Here is a 24541-nt window from a genome sequence, read left to right on the forward strand (position 1 = left end):
GGCGGTTTCTCTTGCTTCGCAACAATCATATGTGCGGTGGCCGGATTGTCGCTCTCCGGGGAAAGCAAAGCTTTTCCAGGGGTTTCGCCACAGTTTTGCCATGAACGGCGCCGGATTGGCGATCCTAGAGACGAATCACTGAAATCAGCCGTCCGTAATCCGCTTCCTTGCGGTGCACGCTTCTCCGGTAGGAAAAGAACCGCGCGGGATCGGAATAGGTGCAATGCCGCGTCCACTCTGCCTCACCGATGCCAGCGGCTCTGAGCCGTGCAAGCCCGTAGGCTGGCAGGTCGAATTGAACGCGGTCGCCGTCGCCACCGGCGAAGAAGCGCGCCGTCGCGGGGTCGGTGTCTAGAAATCGGTCCATGAATTCCGGCCCGACTTCGTAGGCACGCTGGCTGATCGCAGGCCCAATGACCGCGCAGATCCGGCCACGCTTCGCGCCGAGCCCCTCCATCGCATCGATCGTCGCCTCGAGTACCCCTTCGAGCGCGCCCTTCCATCCCGCATGTGCGGCCCCGACGACCCCGGCATCGGGATCGGCAAAGAGCACGGGCTGACAATCGGCGGTGAGCACGGCGAGCGCCAGGCCAGGCGTTGCCGTCACCAGGGCGTCGGCCTTTGGCCGGGGCGTGCCGACAGGCCCGTCGACCTCAATCACATCCGGCGAATGCACCTGGTGCACCGTCAGAAGGGCGTCTGGCCCGACATCCATCGCCTGCGCCACACGCGCCCGGTTGATCTCGACCATTTCCTTCTGGTCCGATGAACCCGGGCCGCAGTTCAGGCCATCGAACACGCCGGAAGAGGCCCCGCCCTTTCGAGTGAAGAACCCGTGGCGGATCCCTTTCAGGAGAGGCGAAGTGATCATTTCGATCGTCATGTCTCGAGGCCCGGCGGCGGTGCGCCCGTCGTGGAATGAATCGACATTGCCTTGAAGAGGTGGCCCATTTCCTGAGGGTGGGTCAAGCGGCGGTGGGCGGCAATATGCGCATCGAGCGCGGGGCCCCCCAGCCCGCGGGCGATCGCACGGGCGCGCTCGGTGATTCCAAGCCGTTCAAGGAAGACACCTTGCGGCGTAATCGCACTGACGGCGGCGCCTGCGGACATGGCGGCCCGGGCCAGCGCCCCGAAATCCACATGCGCCGTCAGATCCGCCGCTCCGGGGGCGTCAAGCGGATCGGCAAATCCGTGCGCGCGCACCGCCTGAAACGTATCTCCGAGCGATCGGTCGTCACCATAGTCGACGATCAGCGCCGCGCCGCCATGGGCCGCGATATGCCGCCCGATCCGCTCTGCATCAGCCTCGCCCTGCAGATTGACCTCCACGATATCCCCCTGCTCGGTGTCGGCCTCGCGGGGGACAAGCAGGCCCACGGGGGCGGCGGGGGACCAGCCGAAGGCAAGTTCGCCTTGGGGCCCGAGGCCCACCATCCGCTCCGACCAACCGGTCTTCTCGCGCCGGAACTGCCGGATCGGAAGAGCGTCGAAATACTCATTGGCCACAAGGTAAAGCGGCCTTTCGGGCAGGGCTTCAATCCCCTCGGCACAGGTAACGTCGTAGTCCGAAAGCGCCTTTGCCTGTACCGCCCTGAGCGTCGGCGAAACCTCGATCAGAAGGATCGTAACTGCAGCATGAAATCCGGGAACGCCGCGCGTCGCCCTCAGGATATCGGCCATCAATGTTCCGCGTCCGGGCCCAGCCTCTGCCAGCGTGACGGCGGCGGGCGCTCCGGCCTCGATCCAGGCCTGAGCAAGTGAAAGCCCAAGAAGTTCTCCGAACATCTGGCTGATCTCGGGCGCCGTGGTGAAATCCCCGCGGGCCCCGAGCGGATCGCGGCCGGTGTAGTAGCCGTGCTCGGGATGAGTGAGGCAGGCCGCCATGTATTCAGACAGAGGCATCGGTCCGATGGACCGGATGCGACGCACAAGCTGACCCTTCAGCGCGTCCATGTCCCCCACCGGGCCAGGGCGATCAGCACAAGGCCAAGCGCCAGCATCGGAAGCGACAGAAGCTGGCCCATGGTAACGCCGGCCTCGCCAAGCCGGACGACATGGCCGAACGGATTGCCGGGCGTGATGAACTGGGCATCCGCCTGCCGGAAAAACTCGACTATGAAGCGCGCCGTGCCATAGCCCGCGAGGAAAACGCCGGTAAGCTGCCCTGGCCACTTCAGCGCGCCCTTCCGATAAGCGAGCCAGAGAAGCAGAGCACCGAGGATCAGCCCCTCCAGCACGGCCTCGTAAAGCTGTGATGGGTGGCGTGCACACAGCCCCTCGATCCCGGGGCAATCCTGCGCCCGGAGGCCGGGGAAAATCACGCCCCAGGGCAGGTCCGTCGGACGCCCCCAAAGTTCACCGTTGATGAAATTCGCGCTGCGCCCAAGAAAAAGGCCCGGCGGCGTGGCGACGGCCAGAGCATCGGCTGCCGACATGAGCGGCGCGCCATGTTTGCGTGCAAACAAGACAAGCGCTAGCGCAACCCCAAGAAGCCCGCCGTGGAAGGCCATGCCGCCCTGCCAGATGAAGAGGATCTCCACGGGGTTCGCGAGGTAATAGGCGGGCTGATAGAAAAGGACGAACCCGATCCGCCCCCCTAGGATCACGCCCAATACGATGAAGGTAAGCAGGTCCTCGACGGCCTCCCGGCTCATCGGGGACGTTTCGTTTCGCCAGAGCGCGGGACGGCTGGACAGTGATTTGACGATCTGCCAGCCAATCAGGATGCCCGCGATATAGGCAAGCGCATACCACCGGATCGCAAACTCGAACCCGGCAATGGAAAACGCGAAGAGCTCCGGCCCGATCTCGGGAAATGGGATCGCAAACACCATGTCCGCCGGATGCGCAGACCCGCGGCGATTGTCAACCTTGCGGCTGCGCAAATCGCGGCCATATAGAGGGGGTGCCGATCACAGGAGCGCGACCATGCAAAGCCGGAACAAGATCCTCGAAGACGTCTCGCAACTTATGACCAACGCCATGGGCGTGGCACAGGGTGCGCGGGAAGAGGCCGAGACGGCGATGAAAGGCTGGGTCGACCGCTGGCTGGCCGACCGCGATTTCGTGACGCGCGAGGAATTCGATGCAGTTCGCGCCATGGCCCAGAAGGCCCGGGAAGAGAATGAGGCGCTGAAAGCCCGGCTCGACGCGTTGGAGGCCGCTGCGAAGAAGTAAGACGCGCGGCCGCGGGCGACCCCCCTCACAAACTCAACGCGAAAAGAAACACCTGCGCCTGAATTGAGCGTATCGTTCCCCGCCGGGCAGGCGGGGAAGACGATTTCAGAAATTATCCCTTTACAGGCCCCTCCCGGTGCACCACCATATCTTGTAAGGGATGTGGCGACTGCACGCCGCCCCTAGAGCAGGCACCAAAGCCTAGTGGGCCGGTCACAGGCCCCGGGCAATAACAGATGAGGCCTAAGGCATGTCGCTTTCCGAGCAGTTTCTGACCGAAGACATTCATCCTATCGATATCGTCGAGCACATCGCCGAGCATCACGAATGGGATTTCGACCGCGTTGCCGATGACCAGATAGCGATGGCGGTGGAAGGCCAGTGGCGAACCTACTCCATCACGCTCGCCTGGTCCGGTTATGACGAGACCCTGCGTCTGATCTGCACCTTCGAAATGGAACCTCCGTCGGATCGCATGGGCGCGATCTACGAGACGCTCAACCGCACCAACGACATGTGCTGGGCCGGGTCCTTCACCTATTGGGAAGCGCAGCGGCTTATGGTCTATCGCTACGGCCTTGTTCTTGCAGGCGGCAATATGGCCAGCCCCGAGCAGATCGACACGATGATCGCGACGGCGGTAATGGCGGCCGAACGCTTCTACCCGGCATTTCAGTTGGTGGCATGGGGGGACAAACCCCCGGCCGAGGCGATGCAGGTCGCCATCTCCGAGGCTTACGGTCGGGCATAACACCGAAGTCTCACCCAAGACGGACCCGCTGCGCCTTGCGTCGGCGGGTCCTGTCGTTTCACGCGTTCCCTCTTCGGATGGCCGGCGCAGGTAACACCCCTCGAGGTCGACGAGACGGCGGTAGGCCGCGAAATGCATTTCCGCACGGCCGGGAAATGCTTTAGGGCAGGGCGGACGTCCGGAACGCGATTTTGGGGGAGGGACCATGAACTTCGACAGTATCGCCGCGCGGGGCCTCGTGCTTCTTGGCTGCGGCAAGATGGGATCTGCAATGCTGGAAGGATGGCTGAACGGCGGGTTGCCGGCCTCATCGGTCCACGTGATTGACCCTGCCCCGTCCGACTGGCTGAAGGAACAGGGCGTTAAGATCAACGCAACCCTTCCCGAAAGCCCCGCCATCGTCCTTCTCGCGATCAAGCCCCAGATGATGGGAGATGCCCTTCCTCAGGTCGCGGCCCTCGGCGGTGGCAAGACCCTGGTCCTCTCGATTGCCGCCGGCACCCCGATCGCACGGTTCGAAGAGGTGTTCGGTCCGACCACCCCGATCGTCCGCGCCATGCCCAACACGCCTGCCGCCGTGGGCCGGGGCATCACCGCCATCATCGGCAACGCCAACGCGACATCGGATCACCTTGATCAGGCCGAGGCGCTTCTCTCTGCCGTGGGCGCGGTTGTCCGTCTGGACGGCGAAGAACAGATGGATGCGGTCACCGCTGTCTCCGGGTCCGGACCCGCCTATGTCTTTCACCTGATCGAAACGCTCACCGCAGCCGGGGTGGCGGAAGGTCTCCCCGAACCTCTCGCCGCCCAACTCGCCAGCGCCACGGTCGCTGGTGCGGGCGCTCTCGCCGAAGGCTCCGGACAGGACCCCGCGGCGCTTCGTGTGAACGTCACCAGCCCGGGCGGCACCACCGCCGCCGCACTCGCGGTGCTTATGGACGAAGACCGTGGCTTCCCGAAACTCCTGAAAGACGCCGTCGCCGCCGCCGCCAACCGCAGCCGGGAACTCGCCCAATGACCATCAGCTTCGACGACTTCATGAAGGTCGATGTCCGCGTGGGGGAAATCTCCCGCGCCGAACCGTTTCCCGAAGCCCGCAAGCCTGCAATCAAACTCTGGGTCGATTTCGGGCCGGAGATCGGGGAACGGAAGTCCTCCGCCCAGATCACCCGCCACTACTCGCCCGAGGAATTGCCGGGCAAACGCGTGCTTGCCGTGGTGAACTTCCCGCCGCGCCAGATCGGGCCGGTGATGTCTGAGGTGCTGGTCCTCGGTGTCCCTGATGCCGATGGCGAAGTCGTGCTGATCACGCCCGATAAGGACGTACCCATTGGCGGGAGGCTCTATTGATGCCTTCCGTTCTCGTGGGCCGTCCACTGCCCGAGCCAGTGATCGAGCATCTTCGCAACGCCTTCGAGGTAGAGGTGCGCACCGAAACCCTGCCGATGACCGATGCCGAGATGATCGGCGCGCTGGAACGCCATGACGCGATCCTGCCCACGCTGGGCGATCGTTTCACGGCTGAAATCTTCGCCGCCGCGAGCCCCCTTCGAGCTAAAATCCTCGCGAACTTCGGCGTGGGTTACAATCACATCGACGTCGCCGCGGCCCGCGATCACGGGGTAAGCGTCACGAACACCCCCGGCGCAGTCACTGACGCCACCGCGGACATCGCGATGACATTGATCCTCATGACCTGCCGCCGGGCAGGGGAGGGTGAGCGTATGGTGCGCGCGGGGAACTGGCCCGGCTGGCATCCCACCCAGCTTCTGGGCCTCCACGTCACCGGAAAAACCCTCGGCATCGTCGGCATGGGCCGGATCGGCAAGGCCATCGCGCGCCGCGCCCATTTCGGCTTCGGGATGGAGATCCTGTTCCACAACCGGTCCCGTGTCGAGGACCCCGGAGTTCCTTCGCGGCAGGTTGAGGGGCTGTCCGAATTGATGGAGGCTTCCGATATCATCGCCATCGCCGTGCCGGGCGGCGCAGGTACGCGTCATTTGGTCGACGCCGCGGCGCTGGCCGCGATGAAGGCCGAAGGCTACCTCGTCAACATTGCTCGAGGCGACGTGATCGACGAGGCCGCGCTGATTGCCGCGCTTCAGGACGGTCGGATTGCCGGCGCGGGGCTCGATGTCTACGAACACGAACCCCACGTTCCCGAGGCCCTGAAAGCGATGGAAAACGTCACGCTCCTCCCCCACCTTGGCACCTCGGCACTCGAGGTCCGGATCTCCATGGGCCAGATGGCTGCCGATAACCTGATCGCCTGGGCGGAGGGAAAGGAATTGCCGAACCCGGTTTAGGTCCTGGCCTCCCTATCCCCCACCGCCTCGCGCCAGTGCTTCCGGCAGAGCGACAGGTAGGTCTCGTTTCCGCCGATCTGCACCTGCGCGCCTTCCCGGATCGCCCGGCCATCCGCATCCTGCCGGATCACCATGGTGGCCTTCTTGCCGCAGGTGCAGATCGTGCGCGCCTCGCGCATCTCGTCGGCCCAGGCCAGAAGTGCTGCCGATCCGGGGAACAGTTCTCCCTGAAAATCGACGCGAAGCCCGTAACACATGACCGGAACATGCAGGTCATCCACCGCCTGCGCCAGTTGCCAGACCTGAGACTTCTCAAGGAATTGCGCTTCGTCAATGAAGACACACGCCACCGGGCCGTCTTCCAGCCGCCGCGCGATCTTGCCGTAGAGATCCTCCCCGGGCGCGAATGTCGCCGCGGGCTGCGAGATCCCGATCCGCGATCCGATCTGCCCCGCACCCGCCCGGTCGTCGAGTTGAGCGGTGATTAGGTATGGCGTCATTCCCATCTCGCGGTAGTTGTGCGCCGCCTGCAGAAGAAGCGTCGACTTGCCCGCGTTCATGGTCGAGTAGTGAAAGTACAGCTTTGCCATGGCGATGCGCGTAGCGCAGGCAAGGGCCAAGAGCAACTTGCAAGGCCCGCTGCGCCTCTGCCGTCCCCGGCTTCGCCGTCCCCACACGCCGAAAGCGCAGTCGGACCCTACGATCACCGGCAAGGGGTTTGCCGGTCACTCGTAAAAAAACCGGGGCATTGCCCCGCTTGATGATTACTGACACAGCGTTGCCAAGGGCTTAATGGGAAGAAGCGGGCAGGTTTCCCCGTAGTTTGAGACGAACGGGCAGGGACGATACATGGCCGGACCAAACCTTTACCTGAAGCGGCATACCGAAATCCTGGTGAAGACGGTGGGCTTCGCGGCCGCCTGTGAAGCCACTGGCAAGTCGAAGGCCACCCTTGGGCGCTATTTCTCTGACGCCCCGGAACATGCCGACCGGTTCATGCCTGTCGACACTGTCGCGGTTCTGGAAGAGGCGGCCGGCTACCCCCATGTCACGAGCGCGTTGGCGGAACTTTCAGGCGCACGGGTCGAACACGATCCGGCCCGCCCGAACCAGCCGGAGCGCAACATGAACGACCATGTGATCGCTCTCAGCCAGCGTTTCGCGCTTCTGATGGCGGAATATCATCAGTCCATCGAGGACGGCGTGATCTCGGTCAACGAAGCCAAGCGGATGCTGAGCGAAACCCTCGCCCTTCAGCAGGTGCTCATCGATATCAAGATGAAGCTCGAGGCCGAGGCGACGGGCTAGGCCCAGCTTAGCCCGTTGCCATTTCCTGCAGGCTGCGCACCCCAATCTCGCCTTCTCGCGAGGCCTTCATCGCCAGCGCAGCCGCATGGGCCGCCGCTGCCGTGGTGAAATAGGGGATCTTGTCCATCAGCGCGACGTTCCGCATGGATCGCGAATCTTCCACCGCCTGCGCGCCTTCAGTGGTGTTCATGACAAGGTGCACGAGACCGTCCTTCATCACGTCGACGATGGTGCGCCCGCCCTCATAAGCCTTGTTTACCACATCCGAGGCGATGCCGTTCTCGGTCAGGAACTGCGCCGTCCCCCGCGTCGCCAGGATCTTGAGGCCCAGTTCCGACAGTGTCTTGGCTGTCTCCACAAGCTGCGGTGTCTTGTCGTCATCCTTGATCGAAAAGAACACCGTTCCCGCCTCCGGCAGGATCGTTCCTGCTCCGAGCTGCGCCTTCAGAAATGCGCGGTGGAAGCTGGCATCCGAGCCCATCACCTCGCCGGTGGAGCGCATCTCGGGGCCCAGAAGCGTATCGACGCCGGGGAACCGCGCGAAGGGCAGAACCGCCTCTTTCACCGCGAACCCGTCGATTGCGGGATCGACGAGCTCGAACGCAGCCAGGCCCTCTCCGGCCATCAGACGGGCGGCGATCGAGGCGATGGGCGAATTCACCGCCTTCGCCACGAAGGGCACGGTGCGCGATGCCCTCGGGTTCACTTCGATCAGATAGATTTCCCCATCCTTCACCGCGAACTGCACGTTCATCAGGCCGACGACGTTCAGGGCCCGTGCCAGCGCCTCGGTCTGGCGCTTCAGTTCCTCGATCACCTCGGCGCTCAACGAATAGGGCGGCAACGAACAGGCGCTGTCGCCCGAATGCACGCCGGCCTCCTCGATATGCTGCATGATCCCGGCCACATGCACAGCTTCGCCATCGGCCAGCGCATCCACGTCAACTTCGGTCGCCCCGGACAGATAGCTGTCAAGCAGCACGGGGCTGTCGCCGGACACCACTACCGCCTCACGGATATAGCGTTCCAGTGAGGCCATATCGCGCACGATCTCCATGGCGCGGCCGCCCAGCACATATGAAGGGCGGATCACCAGCGGAAAGCCGATTTCCTCTGCCGCGGCCATCGCCGCTGCATCGGTCGACGCAATCGCGTTCTTGGGCTGCTTGAGGCCAAGCTGGTTCACGAGCGCCTGGAACCGCTCGCGGTCCTCGGCGAGGTCGATCGCGTCGGGCGAAGTGCCGAGGATCGGAATGCCCGCTTCTTCCAGCGCATTGGCAAGCTTCAGGGGAGTCTGCCCCCCGAATTGCACGATCACCCCGTGCAGCGTCCCCGCTTCCTGTTCGACCCGCAGGATCTCCATTACGTGTTCGAAGGTCAGCGGTTCGAAATACAGCCGGTCCGAAGTATCGTAATCCGTCGACACCGTCTCGGGATTGCAGTTGACCATGATGGTCTCAAAGCCGGCATCCGTCAGCGCGAAACAGGCGTGGCAACAGCAGTAGTCGAATTCGATGCCCTGGCCGATCCGGTTCGGGCCGCCACCGAGTATGACGATCTTCTTCTTGTCCGTCGGCCGCGCCTCGCATTCAACGTCGCCCATAACGGGGGTCTCGTAGGTCGAGTACATGTAGGGCGTCTGCGCCTCGAACTCGGCGGCGCAGGTGTCGATCCGCTTGAAGACCGCGCGCACGCCCAGGTTCTCACGGGCCCGCCGCACCTGTCCCTCGTCGCGGCCACAGAGCGTGGCAAGCCGGGCATCGGTGAAGCCCAGCATCTTGAGGCGCCTCAGCCCGTCCTCGGTCATTGGAAGGCCGTCCTTCCGAACCCCGGCCTCCTCGTCGATGATCTCGCGGATCCGGGCAAGGAACCACGGGTCGAACTGCGTGGCGACTGCAATGTCGTCATCCGAAAGCCCGTGGCGCATTGCCTGCGCGATTATTCTCAGGCGATCCGGCGTCCGCTCCGAAAGGGCACGTGTGATAGAGGCCACGTCGGGCGCGCCCGGTATATCGATCTCGTCGAGCCCGGTGAGCCCCGTTTCCATCGAGGCCAGCGCTTTCTGCATCGATTCGTGGAACGTCCGGCCAATCGCCATCGCCTCGCCGACTGACTTCATCGCTGTGGTCAGTTCCGGTTTCGCGCCGGGAAACTTTTCGAAGGCAAAGCGCGGAATCTTCGTCACCACATAGTCGATTGTCGGCTCAAAGGAGGCCGGCGTGACCTTGGTGATATCGTTGTCAAGCTCGTCGAGCGTATAGCCCACCGCCAGCTTCGCCGCGATCTTCGCAATCGGGAAGCCGGTGGCTTTGGAGGCCAGCGCCGAGGACCGCGACACACGCGGGTTCATCTCGATCACCACCATACGACCGTCGGCGGGGTTGATCGCCCATTGCACGTTAGACCCGCCGGTCTCCACCCCGATCTCGCGCAGAACGGCGATGCTGCCATTCCGCATGATCTGGTATTCCTTGTCGGTCAGCGTCAGCGCCGGGGCCACGGTGATCGAATCGCCCGTATGCACGCCCATCGGGTCCACGTTCTCGATGGAGCACACGATGATTGCGTTGTCCGCCCGGTCGCGGACGACCTCCATCTCGAATTCCTTCCACCCAAGAAGACTTTCGTCGATCAGGATCTGTGCCACCGGCGAAGCTTCCAGCCCGCGGCGGCAGATCTCGAAGTAATCGTCGCGGTTATAGGCCACACCGCCCCCGGTGCCGCCAAGTGTGAACGCAGGCCGGATGATCGCGGGCAGCCCGATATCTTCAAGCGCGTCCATCGCACCTTCCAGACCCTTCGCGATGTCGTACCGACCCGTGCCGTCCTTCGGCGCCGCCACGATCGTCGCGCGCGGGTTTTCAAGCCCGATCCGGTCCATCGCCTCGCGAAAGAGCTTCCGGTCTTCGGCCATCTCGATCGCATCGCGCTTAGCCCCGATCATCTCGACGCCGAACTTCTCCAGCACCCCCATCTCTTCAAGCGCAAGCGAGGTGTTCAGCCCGGTCTGCCCGCCCATCGTCGGCAACAGCGCGTCGGGGCGCTCCTTCTCGATGATCTTCGCCACGATCTCGGGCGTGATCGGTTCGATATAGGTGGCGTCCGCCAGCCCCGGGTCGGTCATGATCGTTGCAGGGTTCGAATTGACGAGGATGACGCGATAGCCCTCCTCCTTCAGCGCCTTGCACGCCTGCGCTCCGGAATAGTCGAACTCGCAGGCCTGTCCGATAACAATTGGCCCCGCGCCGATGATCATGATCGAGCGGATGTCTGTGCGTTTCGGCATGGCTGTCCCCGGCTTCCTTGCCCGGTGCGGCCCGGGCAAATCGCCGTGGGTTATAGCGGGGGGCTACGCAGGTGCAAGGGCCTCCCGGCGAACTGGCAGGCGCCCGGTGATCATAGCCAGCAGAAGCGCCGCATAAAGTGCCATTGCAAGGGTGCCGAGAAGCCCCGCATAGGCGTCGAACGCCAGTACAGGCAGATCGGAGAAAACATACGGCACACTCGTGGGCGCAAGAAGCACCAGGCAGGTGACGAGTCCCGGTCCCGAACCGAGCCTGTCGATAAGCGCGGGTACGAAAGCGATTGCCGCGATGTAGTGATAGCCCCAGCTTAAAGGGCTCAGAAGTGCGATCACCGTAATCGCAAGCGGCCAGAACAGGGGATCGGCGCCAAAACGGCTGCGGGCAAGGGCGGCGAGTCCGGCGAGTGCCACGAGAATCGCGGCCGTGTTGAGCGCGGCCCAGACGGGCGGCTTCGCCATCACAAGCCAGCCGCCCGGCGCACCCGACGCCAGGCTCTCGACCGGGGTGAGGTTCGCGGGGAAGACGAACTGCCCCAGAACCGGATCTGCCGAGTGGCTGAATACTGTGACGAGAACGGTGTTCGAGATCGTTCGAATCTGCGCAAGAAATTCCGCGTGAAGCGGCCAGCCTGCAACTGCGATCGACAGAAGGCCGAGGCCCGCGCCGGCGAGGGCAAACGAAGCCGCGGCACGACGTTCGCCGCGCGCGAGCCAGAAAAGCGCGAAGAGCGCGGGATAAAGCTTCAGCGACGCGGCAATTGCCAGCGCCACTCCTCCGGTAACCGCAGCGCCGGATCTCGTACGCTCTATCGCCAGAACGGTAAGGAACGCGACAAGGATCTGCGGCTGGTTCTGTTCCAGCGCTCCAAGAACGATTGTCGTGGAGGCAAACAGAACGACGCCTATGGCAACGAAGGCCATCGCACCCAACCGCCCTGCGGCCAGGCGTGCGGCAAGCCAAAGCGTGAGCCCGAGGAGGACGGGGTTCACGACCGTCGCCACCCGTACGAAATTCTCGTACTCCGCCAGGCGTGAAAAATGCCCGGTGACCCAGGCCCAAAGCGGCGGGTAGATAAATGGAAAGATCGCACCGTCATACCCATCGCTGCGCAACTCGGTTATCCACGCCTCGGGCGGCCGCATCGTGAAGACCTCGCCTAGCTGGGGATACACTGCGGAATGATCGCCTCGGGCGAAACTCACCCCCGCCATCCATGTGGCCAGCAGATCGGGCGAGTTCACACCCCAGAACCGCACCGCCGAAAACGCCGCGCAGGCACAGATAAGGGCCATGAGTCCGAGGGTCTGACGGGTCATTTGCGACCGTTTCACTGCTTCGATAGCGAAGAGTGTTGCCGAAGGAATGCGGCGATTTTACGAACGCGACCCGACGCTTTCACGAAACCCTACTCGGCGGCGTGGCGCACCGTGTCGCTGCCGCTGGCCGGATAAAGGTAATCCCGCGTCAACGGCACCGCCTCCTGCCGATGGGCCAGCTGCACCTGGAATACCGCTTGCCGCCCATGCCGGAATGTCATTTCGCAGGCCACCAGGTAATAGCGCCACATCCGGCAGAACCGTTCGTCATAGATCTTCCGCGCCTTGGCCTCGTTCGCCTCGAACCGCTCGTACCAGTGCTTCAGAGTCTCCGCGTAGTGCAGCCGCCAGATCTCGATATCGGTCTGGTAAAGCCCTTCATGCTCCACCGCGGCCATCATCTCCGATAGCGACGGCACATAGCCGCCGGGGAAGATGTACTTCTCGATCCAGGGGCTGGTGAAGCCGGGCGGCGCAGTGCGACCGATGGTGTGAATAAGGGCCACGCCTTCGGGGGCGAGCTTGTCGGAAACATGCCGGAAATACTCCCGGTAATGCGGCACGCCCACGTGTTCGAACATTCCGACTGAAACGATCCTGTCGAAGGTTTCGTTCACATGACGGTAATCGATGAGGCGGAAATCAACCTTGTCGTCGAGCCCTTCCGCCTTCGCTCGCGCCGTTGCGATCTTATGCTGTTCCTCGCTCAGCGTAACGCCCACGACCTTCGCGCCGTACTCGCGCGCGAGTGTGAGGCCCATTCCGCCCCAGCCGCAACCGATGTCGAGCACCCGCATCCCCGGCTCAAGCATCAGCTTTCCGGCGATATGCGCCTTCTTCGCCACCTGCGCTGCTTCAAGCGACATGGCCGGATCGGCGAAATAGGCACAGGAATACTGTTTGTCGGTGTCGAGGAACAGCCCGTAAAGTTCAGCGGACAGATCGTAATGGTGCGCCACGTTCGAGCGCGCGCGCTTCGCCGGGTTAAACTGCCGCCACCAGCGAAGGGCCTTACGGACGGATTCCGCCGGATGCTGCCACCAGACGGGGCCGCTGTGGAACACGTTCCGCACGGCAAGCGCCATGAAACTCCGAAGATCGTCATTCTCGATGGTCAGGGTCTCGTTCATGTACCCCTCGCCCGCGGCGAGCTCGGGGTTCATGATCAGGCCGCGTACGATATCCGTGTCGTGCAGGGTGACTGTCACAGGGGCTCCCGTGCCATCCCCATAAGTCCGATGCGATCCGTCAGGAAAGTTAACGTTCAGCGTGCCGAGCCGGAATAGCGCCGACAGCATGCTATGCAGCGTTGCGATCCACATGTCTCACCCCCATTGATGCCCCCCGGCATCGAATTTGGCGTTTTCTTCCTCTTCCGTTCGCCGGGATCACGCGCGAACTGCGACATTCTGGCAAAAATACCACGCGTCTGTAAAGGTTTCGCCTTCTCCGCGACGTGTCGTCGGCGGGACACCGCAGGGTAGTGCCCTCCCTTGACTTCCCGGTCTGAGGCGTATGTATCGGCGCCGATCGTCCAGCCGCACCGGGATATGAGAAAATGCACGCTTTTCGCAGCCACACCTGCGCCGACCTCAACGCATCGCACGTGGGCGACACCGTGCGCCTGTCGGGCTGGGTTCACCGGGTCCGCGATCACGGCGGGGTGCTCTTCATCGACCTGCGCGATCACTATGGCGTGACTCAGGTATTGGCGGACCCCGACAGCCCTGTATTCTCCGAGGTCGAGAAGGTGCGATCGGAGTGGTGCATCCGTATCGACGGCACGGTCAAGGCGCGCGACCCCGAACTGGTGAATCCGAAGATCCCGACTGGTGAGGTCGAGGTCTTCATCCGCGACCTCGAGGTGCTGGGCCGGGCCGAGGAACTGCCCCTGATGGTCTTCGGCGATCAGGATTATCCCGAAGAGACGCGCCTTCGGTACCGCTTCCTCGATCTCCGCCGCGAAGGTCTGCACGAGAACATCATGCTCCGTTCGCGAGTGATCCGCGACCTGCGCGACCGCATGTGGGACAGCGGCTTCACCGAATTTCAGACGCCCGTCATCACGGCGTCGAGCCCGGAGGGCGCGCGCGATTTCCTCGTGCCCTCCCGCCTTCACCCGGGCAAGTTCTACGCGCTCCCTCAGGCCCCGCAGCAGTTCAAGCAGCTGATCATGGTCGCCGGCTTCGACCGCTATTTCCAGATCGCGCCCTGCTTCCGCGACGAAGATCCGCGCGCCGACCGCTCGCCCACCGATTTCTACCAGCTCGATGTCGAAATGAGCTTCGTCACCCAGGACGATGTCTTCGCCGCGATGGAGCCGGTGCTGAAAGGGGCCTTCGAAACCTTCGGTGGGGGCCGCAAGGTCGATGACGTCTGGCCGCGCATTCCCTATGCCGAAGCGATGCTGAAATACGGCACCGACAAGCCCGACCTTCGCAACCCGATCGAAATGCAGGTGGTTTCCGAGCATTTCCGCGGCTCGGGCTTTGCAATCTTCGCCAAGCTCCTCGAGCAGGAGGGCACCGAAATCCGGGCGATCCCGGCCCCCGGCGGCGGCTCGCGCAAATTCTGCGATCGCATGAACGCCTACGCCCAGAAAGAGGGTCTGCCCGGCATGGGCTACATCTTCTGGCGCGAGGGCGATGACGGGATGGAGGCCGCTGGCCCCCTTGCGAAGAACATCGGCCCCGAGCGCACCGAGGCGATCCGCCAGCAGCTTGGCCTGGACGTGGGCGACGCCGCGTTCTTCCTCGGCGGTAAGCCGGCATCGTTTGAAGCCGTAGCCGGCCGCGCCCGCACAGTGATCGGCGAAGACCTGAACCTCACCGAGAAAGACCGCTTCGCGTTCGCCTGGATCGTCGATTTCCCCATGTACGAGGCCGACGAGGAGACGGGGAAGATCGACTTCTCGCACAACCCTTTTTCGATGCCTCAGGGCGGGCTCGACGCGCTCGACGGCAACCCGCTCGATGTCCTTGGCTTCCAGTATGACCTTGCTTGCAACGGGTACGAACTCGTCTCGGGGGCGATCCGGAACCACAAGCTCGATGTGATGTACAAGGCTTTCGGGCTCGCGGGCTACGGCCCCGAAGAGGTCGAAAAGCGCTTCGGCGGCATGGTCAACGCCTTCAAATACGGCGCGCCGCCCCACGGCGGCTGCGCGCTTGGCATCGACCGGATGGTGATGCTCCTCGCGGACGAAGTGAACATCCGCGAGGTTATCATGTTCCCCATGAACCAGCGCGCGGAAGACCTGATGATGGGCGCTCCCTCTGAACCGACGGCGGAGCAGCTGATGGAACTCGGGCTCCGGGTTCTGCCAAAGGAGGAATAGTGCGGGGCCCGCTCAATCCTCTAGGCTGTCCTCCACCTTTTCGTCCGCGAGCTTGCGTTCCTCGGCCTTCCGGTCGAGGAAGCGCTTTCCAAACCCATCGATTTCCTCTGCAGCAATCACTTCCTGCGCGCGGGTGAAAACCTCGTCTTCCTCCTCATCCATGTGGTGTTCGTATTCGTGGCGGAGCGTCTTGAACTTCTGAAGCCAGCCGGGCGATGCCATATCGGCCTCGTTCAGCTCCTCCATCAGATCGTCAAGCTGCTGATGTTCGTGCACCGAGTGACGCGCCGCATCCTGGCCCCATGTCTTCGAGATCAGTTTCGAATAGAAGGTCTCTTCTTCAGCCGCCGCGTGGCTTTTCACTTCGTAGTAAAACGTCTTCCAGGCATCCCGGCGCGCCGTGCTGTCGCCTTCCGTTTCGGAAATCTTCTCCAGAAGGCTGCGGTGTTCGTCGTGGTCGGATTTGATGGCATCGTAGATCGAGGGCATGTATCGCTCCTTTTACAGGGGCTTGGGAAACGCGCGAGGCGCGGCGGGGTTCCTGCGGTCTTGGGAGGTTGGCATGATGCATGATCCGAACGCGGCCGTGCCGGGGTGGACGCCGCCGCCGCGCCCGACCCGCACTGTGCTGGAAGGCCGTCATGTGACGCTCGAACCTCTCTCCCGCGCGCACCTATCACAGCTTCACGAGGCCAACCGCCAGGATGACCGAATCTGGGTGTATCTGCCCTACGGCCCATTCACGACCGAGGCGGAATATGGTGCTTGGCTCGACTGGGCTGCAGCCTCGGAGGATCCGCTCTTCTTCGCAATCCGCCCGCGGTCGATCGGACAGGCTCAAGGTGTCGCAAGCTATCTCCGCATCGCGCCAGAGGCGGGCTCAATCGAAGTCGGTCATATCAACTTCGCCGCCCCCCTTCAGCGCACTATCGCAGCCACCGAGGCAATGTACCTGATGATGCGCTGGGCCTTTGGGGCGGGCTACCGGCGTTACGAATGGAAGTGCAACGCGTCGAACTTCGGCTCCCGCCGCGCGGCGGAGCGGCTGGGTTTCAGTTTCGAGGGGGTCTTCCGCCAGGCTGCCGTGATCAAGGGCCGAAACCGCGATACCGCTTGGTTCGCGGCGATCGACGGGGAATGGCCAGCGCTCGAAGCGGCATTCGAGGCGTGGCTCTCTCCGGAGAATTTCGATGCCGACGGCCACCAGCGGCAGAGCCTCTCGCAGCTAACGGCACCGATCCTGGCTGCCCGCGATCCCACTCTCTGAAGGGCGCGGGCGGGTCAGATCGCCGCCCTGACACCCAGGCTGTCGCGCACAAGCTCCGAAACACGTCCAATGCCACCCTGCGGATCCTTCATACTCGCAAGCTGTGCAAGCTCGTCCGCCGCAGCATCGAGGCGGGCATCGCCAGAAGTGCGCGCCACACTGCCGAGAAACTGCGCCAGATAGACGAGTTCATCCTGCGCCGGTCCCCGATCCAGCGCTTCCGCAACCAGCGTCAGGTCATCCTGAAAGGCAAGCGTATCGGGTGCCACCTCGGTCTCGGATACGGCCCTTGGCCCGGGGGGCCGCATGTCGGGAGGCAGGCGGCTTAGAATTGCCTCCTGAAAGCTCGCCAGCTTTGACAGGGGTTTCACGAGCAGGCCCTGCGCCCCCGCCGCCAATGCTTCCTCCTGCACCGTATCGTCCCCGGAGATCGCGAGTATGACGGGGATCGGCGGATCGGTCGCCGCGATCTCGCTGATAAGGTCCGCGCCGGAGCCGTCCGGCAGGCCCATATCGACGATCGCCACGCTTGGGCGGTAGCTCGCCAGATGACGTGTGGCGCTTGCCAGGCTGTCGGCCCGGCGCACCCGGGCGCCCGATTTCAGGCAAAGCAGCCGAAGCGCCTCCGACGCATAGCGGCTGTCCTCCACAATCAGCACGGTCTGCCCCTGCAGAGGTCGGTCCGGCGTCGGTTTCTGTCGAAAGAAGAACGGTTCGTTGAGATCCGGCATATCAAGCCCCCATAGCCGCCTTTGTACACCGTGCCCGATTCTCGCCTAACCAACGGTTAATCCACCCGCCGCTGCACTGCGGCGCGCTGTCCCTTGTCCATCCCGGCCCGCGCGCCCATAACCCGCGGGGATGCTCAGAGACGGAGGTTTGCGCAATGATCGGACGGCTTAATCACGTGGCAATCGCTGTGCCTGATCTCGAAGCCGCGGCTGCGCAGTATCGCGATACGCTGGGTGCCGAGGTCGGCCAGCCGCAGGATGAGCCCGACCACGGCGTGACGGTCGTCTTCATCACTCTGCCGAACACCAAGATCGAGCTTCTCTATCCACTGGGCGAGAACTCGCCCATACAGGGTTTTCTCGACAAGAACCCCTCGGGTGGCATCCATCACGTCTGTTACGAGGTCGAGGATATCCTCGCCGCCCGCGACAGGCTCCTTACTTCGGGCGCGCGTGTGCTGGGTGACGGCAACCCAAAGATCGGTGCCCATGGCAAGCCGGTTCTCTTCCTCCATCCCAAGGATTTCACCGGCACTCTGGTGGAGCTTGAACAAGTATGAGTATCGTCTCAGGCCTCGTCCTTTATGCCGTGATCTGGTTTCTTGTGCTGTTCATCCTGATCCCTGTGGGGCTTGAAACTCAGGGCGATCGCGGCGAGATCGAGCCAGGTACCCATGCGGGCGCCCCGGCGAATTTCAATGTTCGAAAGACGGTGATCCGCGCCTCGTGGATCTCGGCCCTGATCTGGGTCGTGATCGCGGCTGTGCTGTTTTCCGGGCTGATCAGCGTGCGGGATCTGGATTTCTTCGACCGGATGCGCTCTCCAGCCGGTGGTACAGGTGGGTAAAGGTCGCTGCCCCGACCACCGGCACCAGCAGGTTTAGAAGCGGCACCGTCAGCGGCGCGGCCATAAGTGCACCCGCCAGCCAGATTGTCCCCGCGTTACGCTTCCGCGCCCGCCGCGCGCCCTCCGGGCCGAGGCGGCGCAGTGCGATCAGCTGAAAGTATTCCCGCCCGAGAAGATATCCGTTCACGGCGATAAAGATCAGCGGCGCCATGGGGGCGAAGATCAGGTAGAGGATCAGTGCTGCGAGGTTCACCGCAACGATCACCCCCATGAAGCCGAGGCTGTCTTTCAGCCCTTGAAGAAAGCCAATCCTGGGGGCTGGCGTCAGGTCGGGATAATACGCCGCTTCCACCGCGTCGGCCACATCGTCGAGGAAAAGCGAGGTGAAGGCCGAGGCCACAGGCACCATCAGGAAGACGGACAGAACCAGCATCAGAAGAAGAGATGCCCCTGACAGAAGATCGTTGATCCAGGTGATCTCGCCGATCCAGGGAAGGGAAACGCTTTCCGGCAACAGCCAGTTCAGAATCCACAGAAACACGGCATAAACCACGACCAGAAGCACGACGGTCAGACCGACGCCAAGCGCCAGGACGCGGCGAAACCGGGGATCAGACAACTGCGACAGCGCACGCGAGACGGAGGCAAAGATCATTCCGTAACCCATGTCGTGATGGCGCCCAGGTCGGGCCGCGGCCGCTCGGGTGGCGCGGCCCGTTCCGTCCCGATATGGATGAAGCCCGAAACCGTTTCGCCTTCCGAAAGGCCAAGCGCCTCGCGTCGGAACACAGGATCATGGGCCATCCAGCCCGTCAGCCAGTTCGCCCCCCAACCAGCCGCCAGCGCGGCATTCAGTAGTGCAAGGCAGACGGCGCCGGAGGACAGAAGCTGTTCAATTTCAGGAATTTTCTCGCTCGGTTTCGGCGATGAAATCACGGCAACCGCCAAATGTGCATCGGAAAACTGAAGCACGCTCTTGGCGATCCGCTCCGGCTCGATCCCGGCATCGGCCCCCCGCGCTTCCGTCGCGGCGGCGAGCCGTAGAAGGGCAGGACGCTCCAGTACGATGAACCGCCAGGGCTCCAGCTTGCCGTGATCCGGCGTCCGCGCGGCGGCTTCCAGAAGCGGCATCAGGGCAGCGCGATCCGGAACCGGGGTTGTCAGGGTCTTCGCAGGGCGCGATCGGCGGGTTTGCAGGAATTCCAGCGCGGCCGGGTTCGGTGTGGGCATGGATGTCTCACTTCGATCTTTCGTTCCATGTCGGGCGCGCGCGGCCCGGCGTCAAGAACGCGGCTAGGCTTTTGACGGATCCTTGGGTTTCCTCGGACGCAGACGGTAGACGCCCTCGGGCAGGTTCAGCGCTGCCGAAAGATCGCGCAGTTGTGCGGGTGAAAGCGTCACGCGCTGCAACCGGTCCGTCGTAGGCTCGAACTGTTCAATCGTCACGCAATCCTCGAAGGCATTGACGATGACATCTTCCTGCCGATGCGTGGCGGGGTCGTCGACGAGCGTAATGACAGTTGCGTCGAAATCGTGCTCGATAGTGAACATGCGCTGCTGCTCCGGGGTCTGGTTTGCCCTTGGGCCTAGCCTGCCGTCGGGGCACGGGCAAGGCCCGGTCACCCCGCCTGCCGCATGCGCCGCGACCTGTGCCAGCGATAAAGGGCAGGTGCTGCGATCCGGTCATAGGTAAACCGCATCACGGGTCTGAGCCCTGGTGCCTGCGCCACGCCCGCCAGCCAGCGATAGCCGTCGAGCCGCCCCCAGATCAGCGCGAAGGCATCGATCCCCGATATCAGAACCGGTCCCCGCGCCACGTAAAGCCGCCGCGCCGCATCGTCCCGCGTCAGGCCATAGCGCGCGGGGTTCTCGACACTGAGGTCGACAAAGTTCAGATCAGCCCCTTGCTCTTCGGCGCGCGACCGGTAAAGCGCCACCTCGCGAGAGCAGATCGGGCAGCTGCCATTGTATATCACGGTCAGATGATCACTCATGATGGGTGAGCTAGGGCGGCGCCCCGCCGAGGTCGAGCGAGGGGCGTTGGAACCAATTGTCGCGCCCGCTATTGTCTGAACAGAACATCCAAGGATTCCGATACATGCGCCGCTTGATTGCCCTGGTCTCCGTCTTTTTCCTCTCGGCCTGCGTGGTGACACCGGTTCCGACAGGCCCGGCCCCGGGCACGGCGCCGTCAAGCCCGCCACCTGTTTCGGCCACTCGCGCCAGCGCGGCTTTCACCTCGGTGGTGGAACGGGTGGGGCCGGTGGCGGTGCAGGTCTGCCGCGAACGTACCCGCAATACGAATTGCAATTTTCGCATCGTGGTCGACGACCGACCCGGCCTGCCGCCCAACGCCTTCCAAACGCTGGATAGGCAAGGTCGCCCCGTAATCGGCTTTACCGTTGCGCTCATCAACGATGCCCGCAATGCCGATGAACTTGCCTTCGTCCTTGGCCACGAGGCGGCCCACCACATTCGCGGTCACATCCCGCAATCGCAGCAGCGTGCGGTCGAAGGCGCGCTCCTCGGCACCGTCGTGGGGGCTTTGATCGGCCTCGAAGGGGCAGCGCTTGAAACCGCGCAGCGCGCGGGCGGCACGATCAACTCCCGCAGGTTCTCGAAAGAGTTCGAGCTTCAGGCCGATGCCCTCGGCACGATCATCGCGGCGCGTGCGGGCTATGATCCGGTGCGCGGCGCGCAGTTCTTCGCCCGCATTCCCGACCCGGGCGACCGCTTCCTAGGCACCCATCCGCCCAACGCGGATCGCATCGCCACGGTAAAGCGAACGGCGGCAGGGCTCTGATCGGCCGTATTTGACTCCGATCAAAGAATCATGGCGCGGCCCCGTGCGAGGATGACCCATCCTTGCAAGCGACAAAGGGCCGTGCCCATGTTCTCGACACACTATTTTGACAAGCATATCCGCCTGATGACCCGTATGGCCGACACGCTCGGGGTTGATCTGGAAACGGAAATCATGTCGGGCCGCCTGTCGCCCGAAAGCTACCGCTCGCGGGTCTTTGCCTGCGTCGGTTGCCAGAATGCAGGAGACTGTGCGGCGTTTCTCGACGCTTCGGGAGGAACGGCCGAGGCTGCGCCGGATTACTGCCGCAACAAATCCGTCCTCGACTCGCAGCGCTGAGCGGGAAGGGGCGACCTCCAAAGATCACGTAAGCGCGGCGCGCCCGTAGTTTCGTCGGGGCGCGGCGCTTTTCCTCGTCCTCGTTGCGCTCTAAACCTCGACGGAATGGCAAGACGCCCCGTCGGGTTAGGACATACATGAGCGACGATCTCAGCGCGCTGGCCCGCCTGTCAGGGGTACAGCTCAGCTACACCGGCCAGATGAGCGAGCGGCGTGCCGCCTCGCCAGAGACACTGCGCGCGGTGCTTGCGGCCATGGGCCATGCGACGGGCAGCCCTGCAGAGATACGCGCGTCCGTCGACGCGGCCCGATCTCTGGCTGAGGCTCAGATCCTGCCGCCCTACGTCGTGGCCGTGCCCGGGACGTCCCGCACGATCGGCACCGGTGGCACGTGGACGCTAACGCTTGAGGACGGGACCGAAACCCGGGGCAGGGGGCCTTTGCCGCCCCTTCCGGTCGGCCGCCACAGCCTCGTGGCCGACGGGGCGCGGTGCTGGATCCTCACCGCCCCGGCGCGCCTGCCACTGCCCAAGCGCGGCTGGGGTGTCACCGCCCCGCTCTATGGGCTGCGCGGGCCGGGTGGCGGACTCGCGGATTATGCCGATCTCGCTGAGGCGGCGCGTGCACTCGCCGCTCATGGTGCAGGCTTTCTGGGCATCAATCCCGTCCACGCCGGGTTCCCAAGCGATCCGGCACAGTTCAGCCCCTATTCGCCGTCCCACCGCCGCCGCCTTTCAGTCGCTCATCTCGCAATTCCGGGCGACGCAGCAACCGGGGCCGGCGGTGCGCTGATCGATTACGCCACCGCGCTTCCTGCCCGCCTTGGCGCCGCCCGCCGCCAGTTCGAAGCCTCGGGCTCCACACCGGAATTCGACGCCTTCCTCGCAAGCGAGGGCGCGCGGCTTACCCGTTTCGCCACCTATCAGGCGCTGGCTCAACACCACGGGCCTCACTGGTCGTCTTGGCCCGCCGCGCTCCGCAGCCCCGACAGCCCCGACGTGCGCGCATTCGCGGCGGCCCACCAAGATGCCGTCCGCTTCCACGCATGGCTGCAGTTCCTCGCACATGAACAGTTGAGTGCCGCGGCCCAGGCCGCCCGCGAGGCGGGTATGGCCCACGGGCTCTACCTCGATCTCGCCGTTGGCACCCATCCGCATGGGGCGGAAACTTGGTCCGACCCCGAAGGCTTCGCCAAGGGCGTATCCCTCGGCGCCCCGCCCGATGCCTTTTCGAAGGATGGGCAGACATGGAACGTGGCCCCCTTCAACCCGCGTGCCCTGATCGCCAGCGGTTTCGCGCCCCTCGCCGCGACGCTCCGCGCCCAACTGCGCTATGCCGGGATGCTCCGGGTCGATCACATCCTCGGCTTCGAACGCGCCTTCTGGGTGCCTGATACAGGGGCGCCGGGTGCCTATGTCACCATGCCGAAAGACGCGATGCTCGCTGTCCTGCGCATTGAAGCACACCGTGTGGGGGCAGTGATCGTGGGCGAAGATCTCGGCAATATCCCCGAGGGGCTCCAGCATGATCTGGCCGAAAGCGGCATCCTCGGCTGCGACGTGGCGCAGTTCATGCCAGGTGCGGCGGCAGGGGCCTATCGCGAGGCGGCACTCGCCTCCTTCGGGACGCACGATCTGCCCACTTGGTCGGGCTGGCAGGACGGGCGCGACATCGACGCGCGTGTGGCGGTCGCTGGCTTATCCCCTGATGCGGCGGAAACGGCGCATTCGTCGCGTGCACGCGACGTCGCAAAACTCCTCTCCGGCACGGGCGGGGCAACGGTCGACGCGCTTCACGGCTTCATCGCGGCCTCCTCCGCCCGGCTCGTCGCGCTTCAGCTCGAGGACATCCTTGAAGTCGCCGATCAGCCCAACCTTCCGGGAACCGTGGACGAATACCCGAACTGGCGCCGCACTCTTCCCGTCGCGGCCCAAAACCTCGCGGCCGATCCGCGCCTCGCCCGTGCCGCCCGGATCATGCAGGCCGCCAGCCGCTGAGCTTTCTTGCAAATAATTCGCAACTGCATTGACTTTTTGCAAATGGATCGCATATTCATTTGCAGGTAACCTCAATGGAGTCTCCGATGCGGTTCGTCCGTCGCCACGTTCTTGCCTTCGCAGTCGCAGCCCTCGCGACGGTGTCCGTCCCTGCCTGGGCGGAAGAACGCATCTCCGTCGTCGCCACGACCGGCATGATCGCCGACACCGCCCGCGCCGTGGGTGGCGATCTTGTCGATGTGCGCGCTCTGATGGGGCCGGGTGTCGATCCACATGCCTACCGCCAGACCCGTACCGATATCGTCGCCATGACGCGTGCCGACATCGTGCTCTGGCATGGCCTCTATCTGGAAGCGCAGATGGAGGATTTCTTTCATGATCTCGACGGAAAACGCCCGGTAATCGCGGTGGGCGAGGCAGTGCCTGAAGCCGATCTTCTGGCGCACGAGGATTACGAGGGACGCTTCGACCCCCATGTCTGGATGGATCCCGACCTCTGGACCCATGTCGTCATCGCCGTGCGCGACGCCCTGACCGGGATCGCGCCTGAGCATGGCGAGGCCTTCGCCGCCAATACCGAGGCACATCTTGCTGAACTCCAGCGCCTTGGAACATATTCGGAAGACGCGCTCGCGACCGTGCCCGAGGCCTCCCGCGTCCTCGTGACCGCCCATGACGCTTTCCGCTATTTCGGCGAGGCCTACGGGTTCGAGGTGCTGGGGATCCAGGGCATTTCCACCGAAAGCGAGGCGGGACTGAACCGCATCGCCGAACTTGTCGATCTTCTCGTCGAGCGCAAAATCGGTGCCGTTTTCGTCGAAAGCTCTGTTTCCGACCGCAACATACGTGCCCTGATCGAAGGGGCCGCATCGCGCGGCCATTCAGTGAAGGTGGGCGGAGAGCTCTATTCCGATGCCATGGGCGCCGACGGCTCCTACGAAGGCACGTGGATCGGCATGATCGATCACAACGTGACCACTATCGCCGGTGCGCTGGGCGGCGTCGTTGCCGAGCGTGGCATGGATGGCCGCCTGTCGGCGGGCTTCTGAGGATCGCG

Annotated in this window: 27 protein-coding genes; 14 read left to right on the forward strand and 13 right to left on the reverse strand. The window is 63.9% G+C overall.

The features are described from left to right. Positions 1 to 124 precede the first annotated feature (124 nt). Genes pgeF through lgt form a run of 3 tightly spaced genes read right to left on the reverse strand, consistent with a single transcriptional unit; the run spans position 125 to position 2834 of the window. On the reverse strand, positions 125 to 883 hold the full coding sequence (pgeF, locus tag RXV90_RS06310) for a peptidoglycan editing factor PgeF (RefSeq protein ID WP_316647637.1): 759 nt from the start codon (positions 881 to 883) through the stop codon (positions 125 to 127). Then, positions 880 to 1953, reverse strand: coding sequence for a class I SAM-dependent methyltransferase (locus RXV90_RS06315; RefSeq protein WP_316647639.1), 1074 nt, complete (start codon positions 1951 to 1953; stop codon positions 880 to 882). Before RXV90_RS06315 ends, pgeF begins: the two co-directional genes overlap by 4 nt. After that, complete coding sequence (gene lgt, locus RXV90_RS06320; RefSeq protein WP_316647640.1) at positions 1941 to 2834, reverse strand: prolipoprotein diacylglyceryl transferase; 894 nt, start codon at positions 2832 to 2834, stop codon at positions 1941 to 1943. The genes RXV90_RS06315 and lgt overlap by 13 nt, the downstream gene beginning before the upstream one ends. A 94-nt stretch (positions 2835 to 2928) precedes the next feature. On the opposite strand from lgt, the gene RXV90_RS06325 reads away from it, so the two are divergent. The 5 genes from RXV90_RS06325 to RXV90_RS06345 all read left to right on the forward strand — a co-directional run bounded on the left by RXV90_RS06325 (position 2929) and on the right by RXV90_RS06345 (position 6234). After that, positions 2929 to 3177 carry an accessory factor UbiK family protein gene (locus RXV90_RS06325; RefSeq protein WP_316647641.1) on the forward strand — a complete coding sequence of 83 codons (249 nt, stop codon included), beginning with the start codon at positions 2929 to 2931 and terminating at the stop codon, positions 3175 to 3177. A gap of 250 nt (positions 3178 to 3427) precedes the next feature. Next, entirely contained in the window at positions 3428 to 3928 is a 501-nt protein-coding gene (locus RXV90_RS06330) for a type III secretion system chaperone family protein (RefSeq protein ID WP_316647642.1), read from the forward strand. Positions 3929 to 4133: 205 nt separating this feature from the next. Next, complete coding sequence (gene proC, locus RXV90_RS06335) at positions 4134 to 4946, forward strand: pyrroline-5-carboxylate reductase (protein ID WP_316647643.1); 813 nt, start codon at positions 4134 to 4136, stop codon at positions 4944 to 4946. Continuing rightward, positions 4943 to 5278 carry a tRNA-binding protein gene (locus RXV90_RS06340; RefSeq protein ID WP_316647644.1) on the forward strand — a complete coding sequence of 112 codons (336 nt, stop codon included), beginning with the start codon at positions 4943 to 4945 and terminating at the stop codon, positions 5276 to 5278. The genes proC and RXV90_RS06340 overlap by 4 nt, the downstream gene beginning before the upstream one ends. Next, the gene (locus tag RXV90_RS06345; RefSeq protein WP_316647645.1) at positions 5278 to 6234 is read left to right on the forward strand and encodes a 2-hydroxyacid dehydrogenase; all 957 of its coding nucleotides are present in this window, start codon (positions 5278 to 5280) and stop codon (positions 6232 to 6234) included. Before RXV90_RS06340 ends, RXV90_RS06345 begins: the two co-directional genes overlap by 1 nt. On the opposite strand, the gene RXV90_RS06350 is transcribed toward RXV90_RS06345, so the two are convergent. Continuing rightward, the gene (locus tag RXV90_RS06350; protein ID WP_316647646.1) at positions 6231 to 6824 is read right to left on the reverse strand and encodes a thymidine kinase; all 594 of its coding nucleotides are present in this window, start codon (positions 6822 to 6824) and stop codon (positions 6231 to 6233) included. The genes RXV90_RS06345 and RXV90_RS06350 overlap by 4 nt on opposite strands. Before the next feature lie 259 nt (positions 6825 to 7083). Here RXV90_RS06350 and RXV90_RS06355 point away from each other — a divergent pair, with 259 nt between their 5' ends. Continuing rightward, positions 7084 to 7542, forward strand: a complete 459-nt coding sequence (locus tag RXV90_RS06355) for a hypothetical protein (protein ID WP_316647647.1) — start codon at positions 7084 to 7086, stop codon at positions 7540 to 7542. A 7-nt stretch (positions 7543 to 7549) separates the two neighbouring features. On the opposite strand, the gene carB is transcribed toward RXV90_RS06355, so the two are convergent. From carB to RXV90_RS06370, 3 genes are all read right to left on the reverse strand, one after another. Next, positions 7550 to 10828 (reverse strand): carbamoyl-phosphate synthase large subunit, encoded by a 3279-nt coding sequence (gene carB, locus RXV90_RS06360; RefSeq protein WP_316647648.1) that lies wholly within the window; start codon positions 10826 to 10828, stop codon positions 7550 to 7552. 63 nt (positions 10829 to 10891) lie between these two features. Next, positions 10892 to 12163, reverse strand: a complete 1272-nt coding sequence (locus RXV90_RS06365) for a glycosyltransferase family 87 protein (protein ID WP_316647649.1) — start codon at positions 12161 to 12163, stop codon at positions 10892 to 10894. Positions 12164 to 12252: 89 nt separating this feature from the next. Further along, complete coding sequence (locus RXV90_RS06370; protein WP_458646486.1) at positions 12253 to 13485, reverse strand: class I SAM-dependent methyltransferase; 1233 nt, start codon at positions 13483 to 13485, stop codon at positions 12253 to 12255. Positions 13486 to 13721: 236 nt separating this feature from the next. On the opposite strand from RXV90_RS06370, the gene aspS reads away from it, so the two are divergent. Beyond that, positions 13722 to 15500 (forward strand): aspartate--tRNA ligase, encoded by a 1779-nt coding sequence (gene aspS / locus RXV90_RS06375; RefSeq protein WP_316647651.1) that lies wholly within the window; start codon positions 13722 to 13724, stop codon positions 15498 to 15500. Between the two features lie 12 nt (positions 15501 to 15512). On the opposite strand, the gene RXV90_RS06380 is transcribed toward aspS, so the two are convergent. Continuing rightward, complete coding sequence (locus tag RXV90_RS06380; RefSeq protein ID WP_316647652.1) at positions 15513 to 15989, reverse strand: hemerythrin domain-containing protein; 477 nt, start codon at positions 15987 to 15989, stop codon at positions 15513 to 15515. A gap of 76 nt (positions 15990 to 16065) precedes the next feature. Between RXV90_RS06380 and RXV90_RS06385 the strand changes: the two genes are divergently transcribed. After that, complete coding sequence (locus RXV90_RS06385; RefSeq protein WP_316647922.1) at positions 16066 to 16767, forward strand: GNAT family N-acetyltransferase; 702 nt, start codon at positions 16066 to 16068, stop codon at positions 16765 to 16767. A 14-nt stretch (positions 16768 to 16781) separates the two neighbouring features. Here the strand turns inward: RXV90_RS06385 and RXV90_RS06390 are convergent, their stop codons facing one another. Next, positions 16782 to 17498 carry a response regulator gene (locus RXV90_RS06390; RefSeq protein ID WP_316647653.1) on the reverse strand — a complete coding sequence of 239 codons (717 nt, stop codon included), beginning with the start codon at positions 17496 to 17498 and terminating at the stop codon, positions 16782 to 16784. Between the two features lie 155 nt (positions 17499 to 17653). Here RXV90_RS06390 and mce point away from each other — a divergent pair, with 155 nt between their 5' ends. Beyond that, positions 17654 to 18058 (forward strand): methylmalonyl-CoA epimerase, encoded by a 405-nt coding sequence (mce, locus tag RXV90_RS06395; RefSeq protein ID WP_316647654.1) that lies wholly within the window; start codon positions 17654 to 17656, stop codon positions 18056 to 18058. After that, on the forward strand, positions 18055 to 18345 hold the full coding sequence (locus tag RXV90_RS06400; protein WP_316647655.1) for a DUF1467 family protein: 291 nt from the start codon (positions 18055 to 18057) through the stop codon (positions 18343 to 18345). Before mce ends, RXV90_RS06400 begins: the two co-directional genes overlap by 4 nt. Here RXV90_RS06400 and RXV90_RS06405 read toward each other — a convergent pair. The 4 genes from RXV90_RS06405 to RXV90_RS06420 form a co-directional block, all read right to left on the reverse strand. Beyond that, positions 18281 to 19000, reverse strand: a complete 720-nt coding sequence (locus RXV90_RS06405) for an EI24 domain-containing protein (protein ID WP_316647657.1) — start codon at positions 18998 to 19000, stop codon at positions 18281 to 18283. The genes RXV90_RS06400 and RXV90_RS06405 overlap by 65 nt on opposite strands. Further along, on the reverse strand, positions 18997 to 19575 hold the full coding sequence (locus RXV90_RS06410) for a nitroreductase family protein (protein ID WP_316647659.1): 579 nt from the start codon (positions 19573 to 19575) through the stop codon (positions 18997 to 18999). The genes RXV90_RS06405 and RXV90_RS06410 overlap by 4 nt, the downstream gene beginning before the upstream one ends. A gap of 63 nt (positions 19576 to 19638) precedes the next feature. Next, complete coding sequence (locus RXV90_RS06415; protein ID WP_316647660.1) at positions 19639 to 19896, reverse strand: hypothetical protein; 258 nt, start codon at positions 19894 to 19896, stop codon at positions 19639 to 19641. 68 nt (positions 19897 to 19964) lie between these two features. Beyond that, a complete protein-coding gene (locus RXV90_RS06420; RefSeq protein ID WP_316647661.1) occupies positions 19965 to 20339 on the reverse strand; it encodes a thiol-disulfide oxidoreductase DCC family protein in 375 nt (124 codons plus the stop codon). Between the two features lie 104 nt (positions 20340 to 20443). On the opposite strand from RXV90_RS06420, the gene RXV90_RS06425 reads away from it, so the two are divergent. The 4 genes from RXV90_RS06425 (at position 20444) to RXV90_RS06440 (ending at position 24533) form a co-directional block, all read left to right on the forward strand. After that, complete coding sequence (locus RXV90_RS06425) at positions 20444 to 21148, forward strand: M48 family metallopeptidase (RefSeq protein WP_316647662.1); 705 nt, start codon at positions 20444 to 20446, stop codon at positions 21146 to 21148. 87 nt (positions 21149 to 21235) lie between these two features. Next, the gene (locus RXV90_RS06430) at positions 21236 to 21487 is read left to right on the forward strand and encodes a DUF6455 family protein (RefSeq protein ID WP_316647663.1); all 252 of its coding nucleotides are present in this window, start codon (positions 21236 to 21238) and stop codon (positions 21485 to 21487) included. A 137-nt stretch (positions 21488 to 21624) separates the two neighbouring features. After that, the gene (gene malQ, locus RXV90_RS06435; RefSeq protein ID WP_316647664.1) at positions 21625 to 23484 is read left to right on the forward strand and encodes a 4-alpha-glucanotransferase; all 1860 of its coding nucleotides are present in this window, start codon (positions 21625 to 21627) and stop codon (positions 23482 to 23484) included. A gap of 86 nt (positions 23485 to 23570) precedes the next feature. Beyond that, positions 23571 to 24533: a metal ABC transporter solute-binding protein, Zn/Mn family gene (locus RXV90_RS06440; RefSeq protein WP_316647665.1), complete on the forward strand. Its 963-nt coding sequence runs from the start codon at positions 23571 to 23573 to the stop codon at positions 24531 to 24533. Positions 24534 to 24541: the final 8 nt, after the last annotated feature.

Source organism: Ovoidimarina sediminis (genome assembly GCF_032586175.1).
Taxonomy (GTDB): Bacteria; Pseudomonadota; Alphaproteobacteria; order Rhodobacterales; family Rhodobacteraceae; genus Ovoidimarina; species Ovoidimarina sediminis.

What these genes read in the sequence shown, in the direction of transcription:
- RXV90_RS06340 (WP_316647644.1), top strand. Translation starts at nt 4,943, where the DNA reads ATGACCATCAGCTTCGACGACTTCATGAAGGTCGATGTCCGCGTGGGG.
- RXV90_RS06390 (WP_316647653.1), bottom strand. Translation starts at nt 17,498, where the DNA reads ATGCCGGATCTCAACGAACCGTTCTTCTTTCGACAGAAACCGACGCCG.
- RXV90_RS06405 (WP_316647657.1), bottom strand. Translation starts at nt 19,000, where the DNA reads ATGATCTTTGCCTCCGTCTCGCGTGCGCTGTCGCAGTTGTCTGATCCC.
- proC (WP_316647643.1), top strand. Translation starts at nt 4,134, where the DNA reads ATGAACTTCGACAGTATCGCCGCGCGGGGCCTCGTGCTTCTTGGCTGC.
- RXV90_RS06415 (WP_316647660.1), bottom strand. Translation starts at nt 19,896, where the DNA reads ATGTTCACTATCGAGCACGATTTCGACGCAACTGTCATTACGCTCGTC.
- RXV90_RS06345 (WP_316647645.1), top strand. Translation starts at nt 5,278, where the DNA reads ATGCCTTCCGTTCTCGTGGGCCGTCCACTGCCCGAGCCAGTGATCGAG.
- RXV90_RS06370 (WP_458646486.1), bottom strand. Translation starts at nt 13,485, where the DNA reads ATGTGGATCGCAACGCTGCATAGCATGCTGTCGGCGCTATTCCGGCTC.
- pgeF (WP_316647637.1), bottom strand. Translation starts at nt 883, where the DNA reads ATGACGATCGAAATGATCACTTCGCCTCTCCTGAAAGGGATCCGCCAC.
- aspS (WP_316647651.1), top strand. Translation starts at nt 13,722, where the DNA reads ATGCACGCTTTTCGCAGCCACACCTGCGCCGACCTCAACGCATCGCAC.
- RXV90_RS06325 (WP_316647641.1), top strand. Translation starts at nt 2,929, where the DNA reads ATGCAAAGCCGGAACAAGATCCTCGAAGACGTCTCGCAACTTATGACC.
- RXV90_RS06430 (WP_316647663.1), top strand. Translation starts at nt 21,236, where the DNA reads ATGTTCTCGACACACTATTTTGACAAGCATATCCGCCTGATGACCCGT.
- RXV90_RS06400 (WP_316647655.1), top strand. Translation starts at nt 18,055, where the DNA reads ATGAGTATCGTCTCAGGCCTCGTCCTTTATGCCGTGATCTGGTTTCTT.
- mce (WP_316647654.1), top strand. Translation starts at nt 17,654, where the DNA reads ATGATCGGACGGCTTAATCACGTGGCAATCGCTGTGCCTGATCTCGAA.
- RXV90_RS06440 (WP_316647665.1), top strand. Translation starts at nt 23,571, where the DNA reads ATGCGGTTCGTCCGTCGCCACGTTCTTGCCTTCGCAGTCGCAGCCCTC.
- malQ (WP_316647664.1), top strand. Translation starts at nt 21,625, where the DNA reads ATGAGCGACGATCTCAGCGCGCTGGCCCGCCTGTCAGGGGTACAGCTC.
- carB (WP_316647648.1), bottom strand. Translation starts at nt 10,828, where the DNA reads ATGCCGAAACGCACAGACATCCGCTCGATCATGATCATCGGCGCGGGG.
- RXV90_RS06330 (WP_316647642.1), top strand. Translation starts at nt 3,428, where the DNA reads ATGTCGCTTTCCGAGCAGTTTCTGACCGAAGACATTCATCCTATCGAT.
- RXV90_RS06355 (WP_316647647.1), top strand. Translation starts at nt 7,084, where the DNA reads ATGGCCGGACCAAACCTTTACCTGAAGCGGCATACCGAAATCCTGGTG.
- RXV90_RS06425 (WP_316647662.1), top strand. Translation starts at nt 20,444, where the DNA reads ATGCGCCGCTTGATTGCCCTGGTCTCCGTCTTTTTCCTCTCGGCCTGC.
- RXV90_RS06365 (WP_316647649.1), bottom strand. Translation starts at nt 12,163, where the DNA reads ATGACCCGTCAGACCCTCGGACTCATGGCCCTTATCTGTGCCTGCGCG.
- RXV90_RS06350 (WP_316647646.1), bottom strand. Translation starts at nt 6,824, where the DNA reads ATGGCAAAGCTGTACTTTCACTACTCGACCATGAACGCGGGCAAGTCG.
- RXV90_RS06315 (WP_316647639.1), bottom strand. Translation starts at nt 1,953, where the DNA reads ATGGACGCGCTGAAGGGTCAGCTTGTGCGTCGCATCCGGTCCATCGGA.
- RXV90_RS06380 (WP_316647652.1), bottom strand. Translation starts at nt 15,989, where the DNA reads ATGCCCTCGATCTACGATGCCATCAAATCCGACCACGACGAACACCGC.
- lgt (WP_316647640.1), bottom strand. Translation starts at nt 2,834, where the DNA reads ATGGTGTTTGCGATCCCATTTCCCGAGATCGGGCCGGAGCTCTTCGCG.
- RXV90_RS06420 (WP_316647661.1), bottom strand. Translation starts at nt 20,339, where the DNA reads ATGAGTGATCATCTGACCGTGATATACAATGGCAGCTGCCCGATCTGC.
- RXV90_RS06410 (WP_316647659.1), bottom strand. Translation starts at nt 19,575, where the DNA reads ATGCCCACACCGAACCCGGCCGCGCTGGAATTCCTGCAAACCCGCCGA.
- RXV90_RS06385 (WP_316647922.1), top strand. Translation starts at nt 16,066, where the DNA reads ATGCATGATCCGAACGCGGCCGTGCCGGGGTGGACGCCGCCGCCGCGC.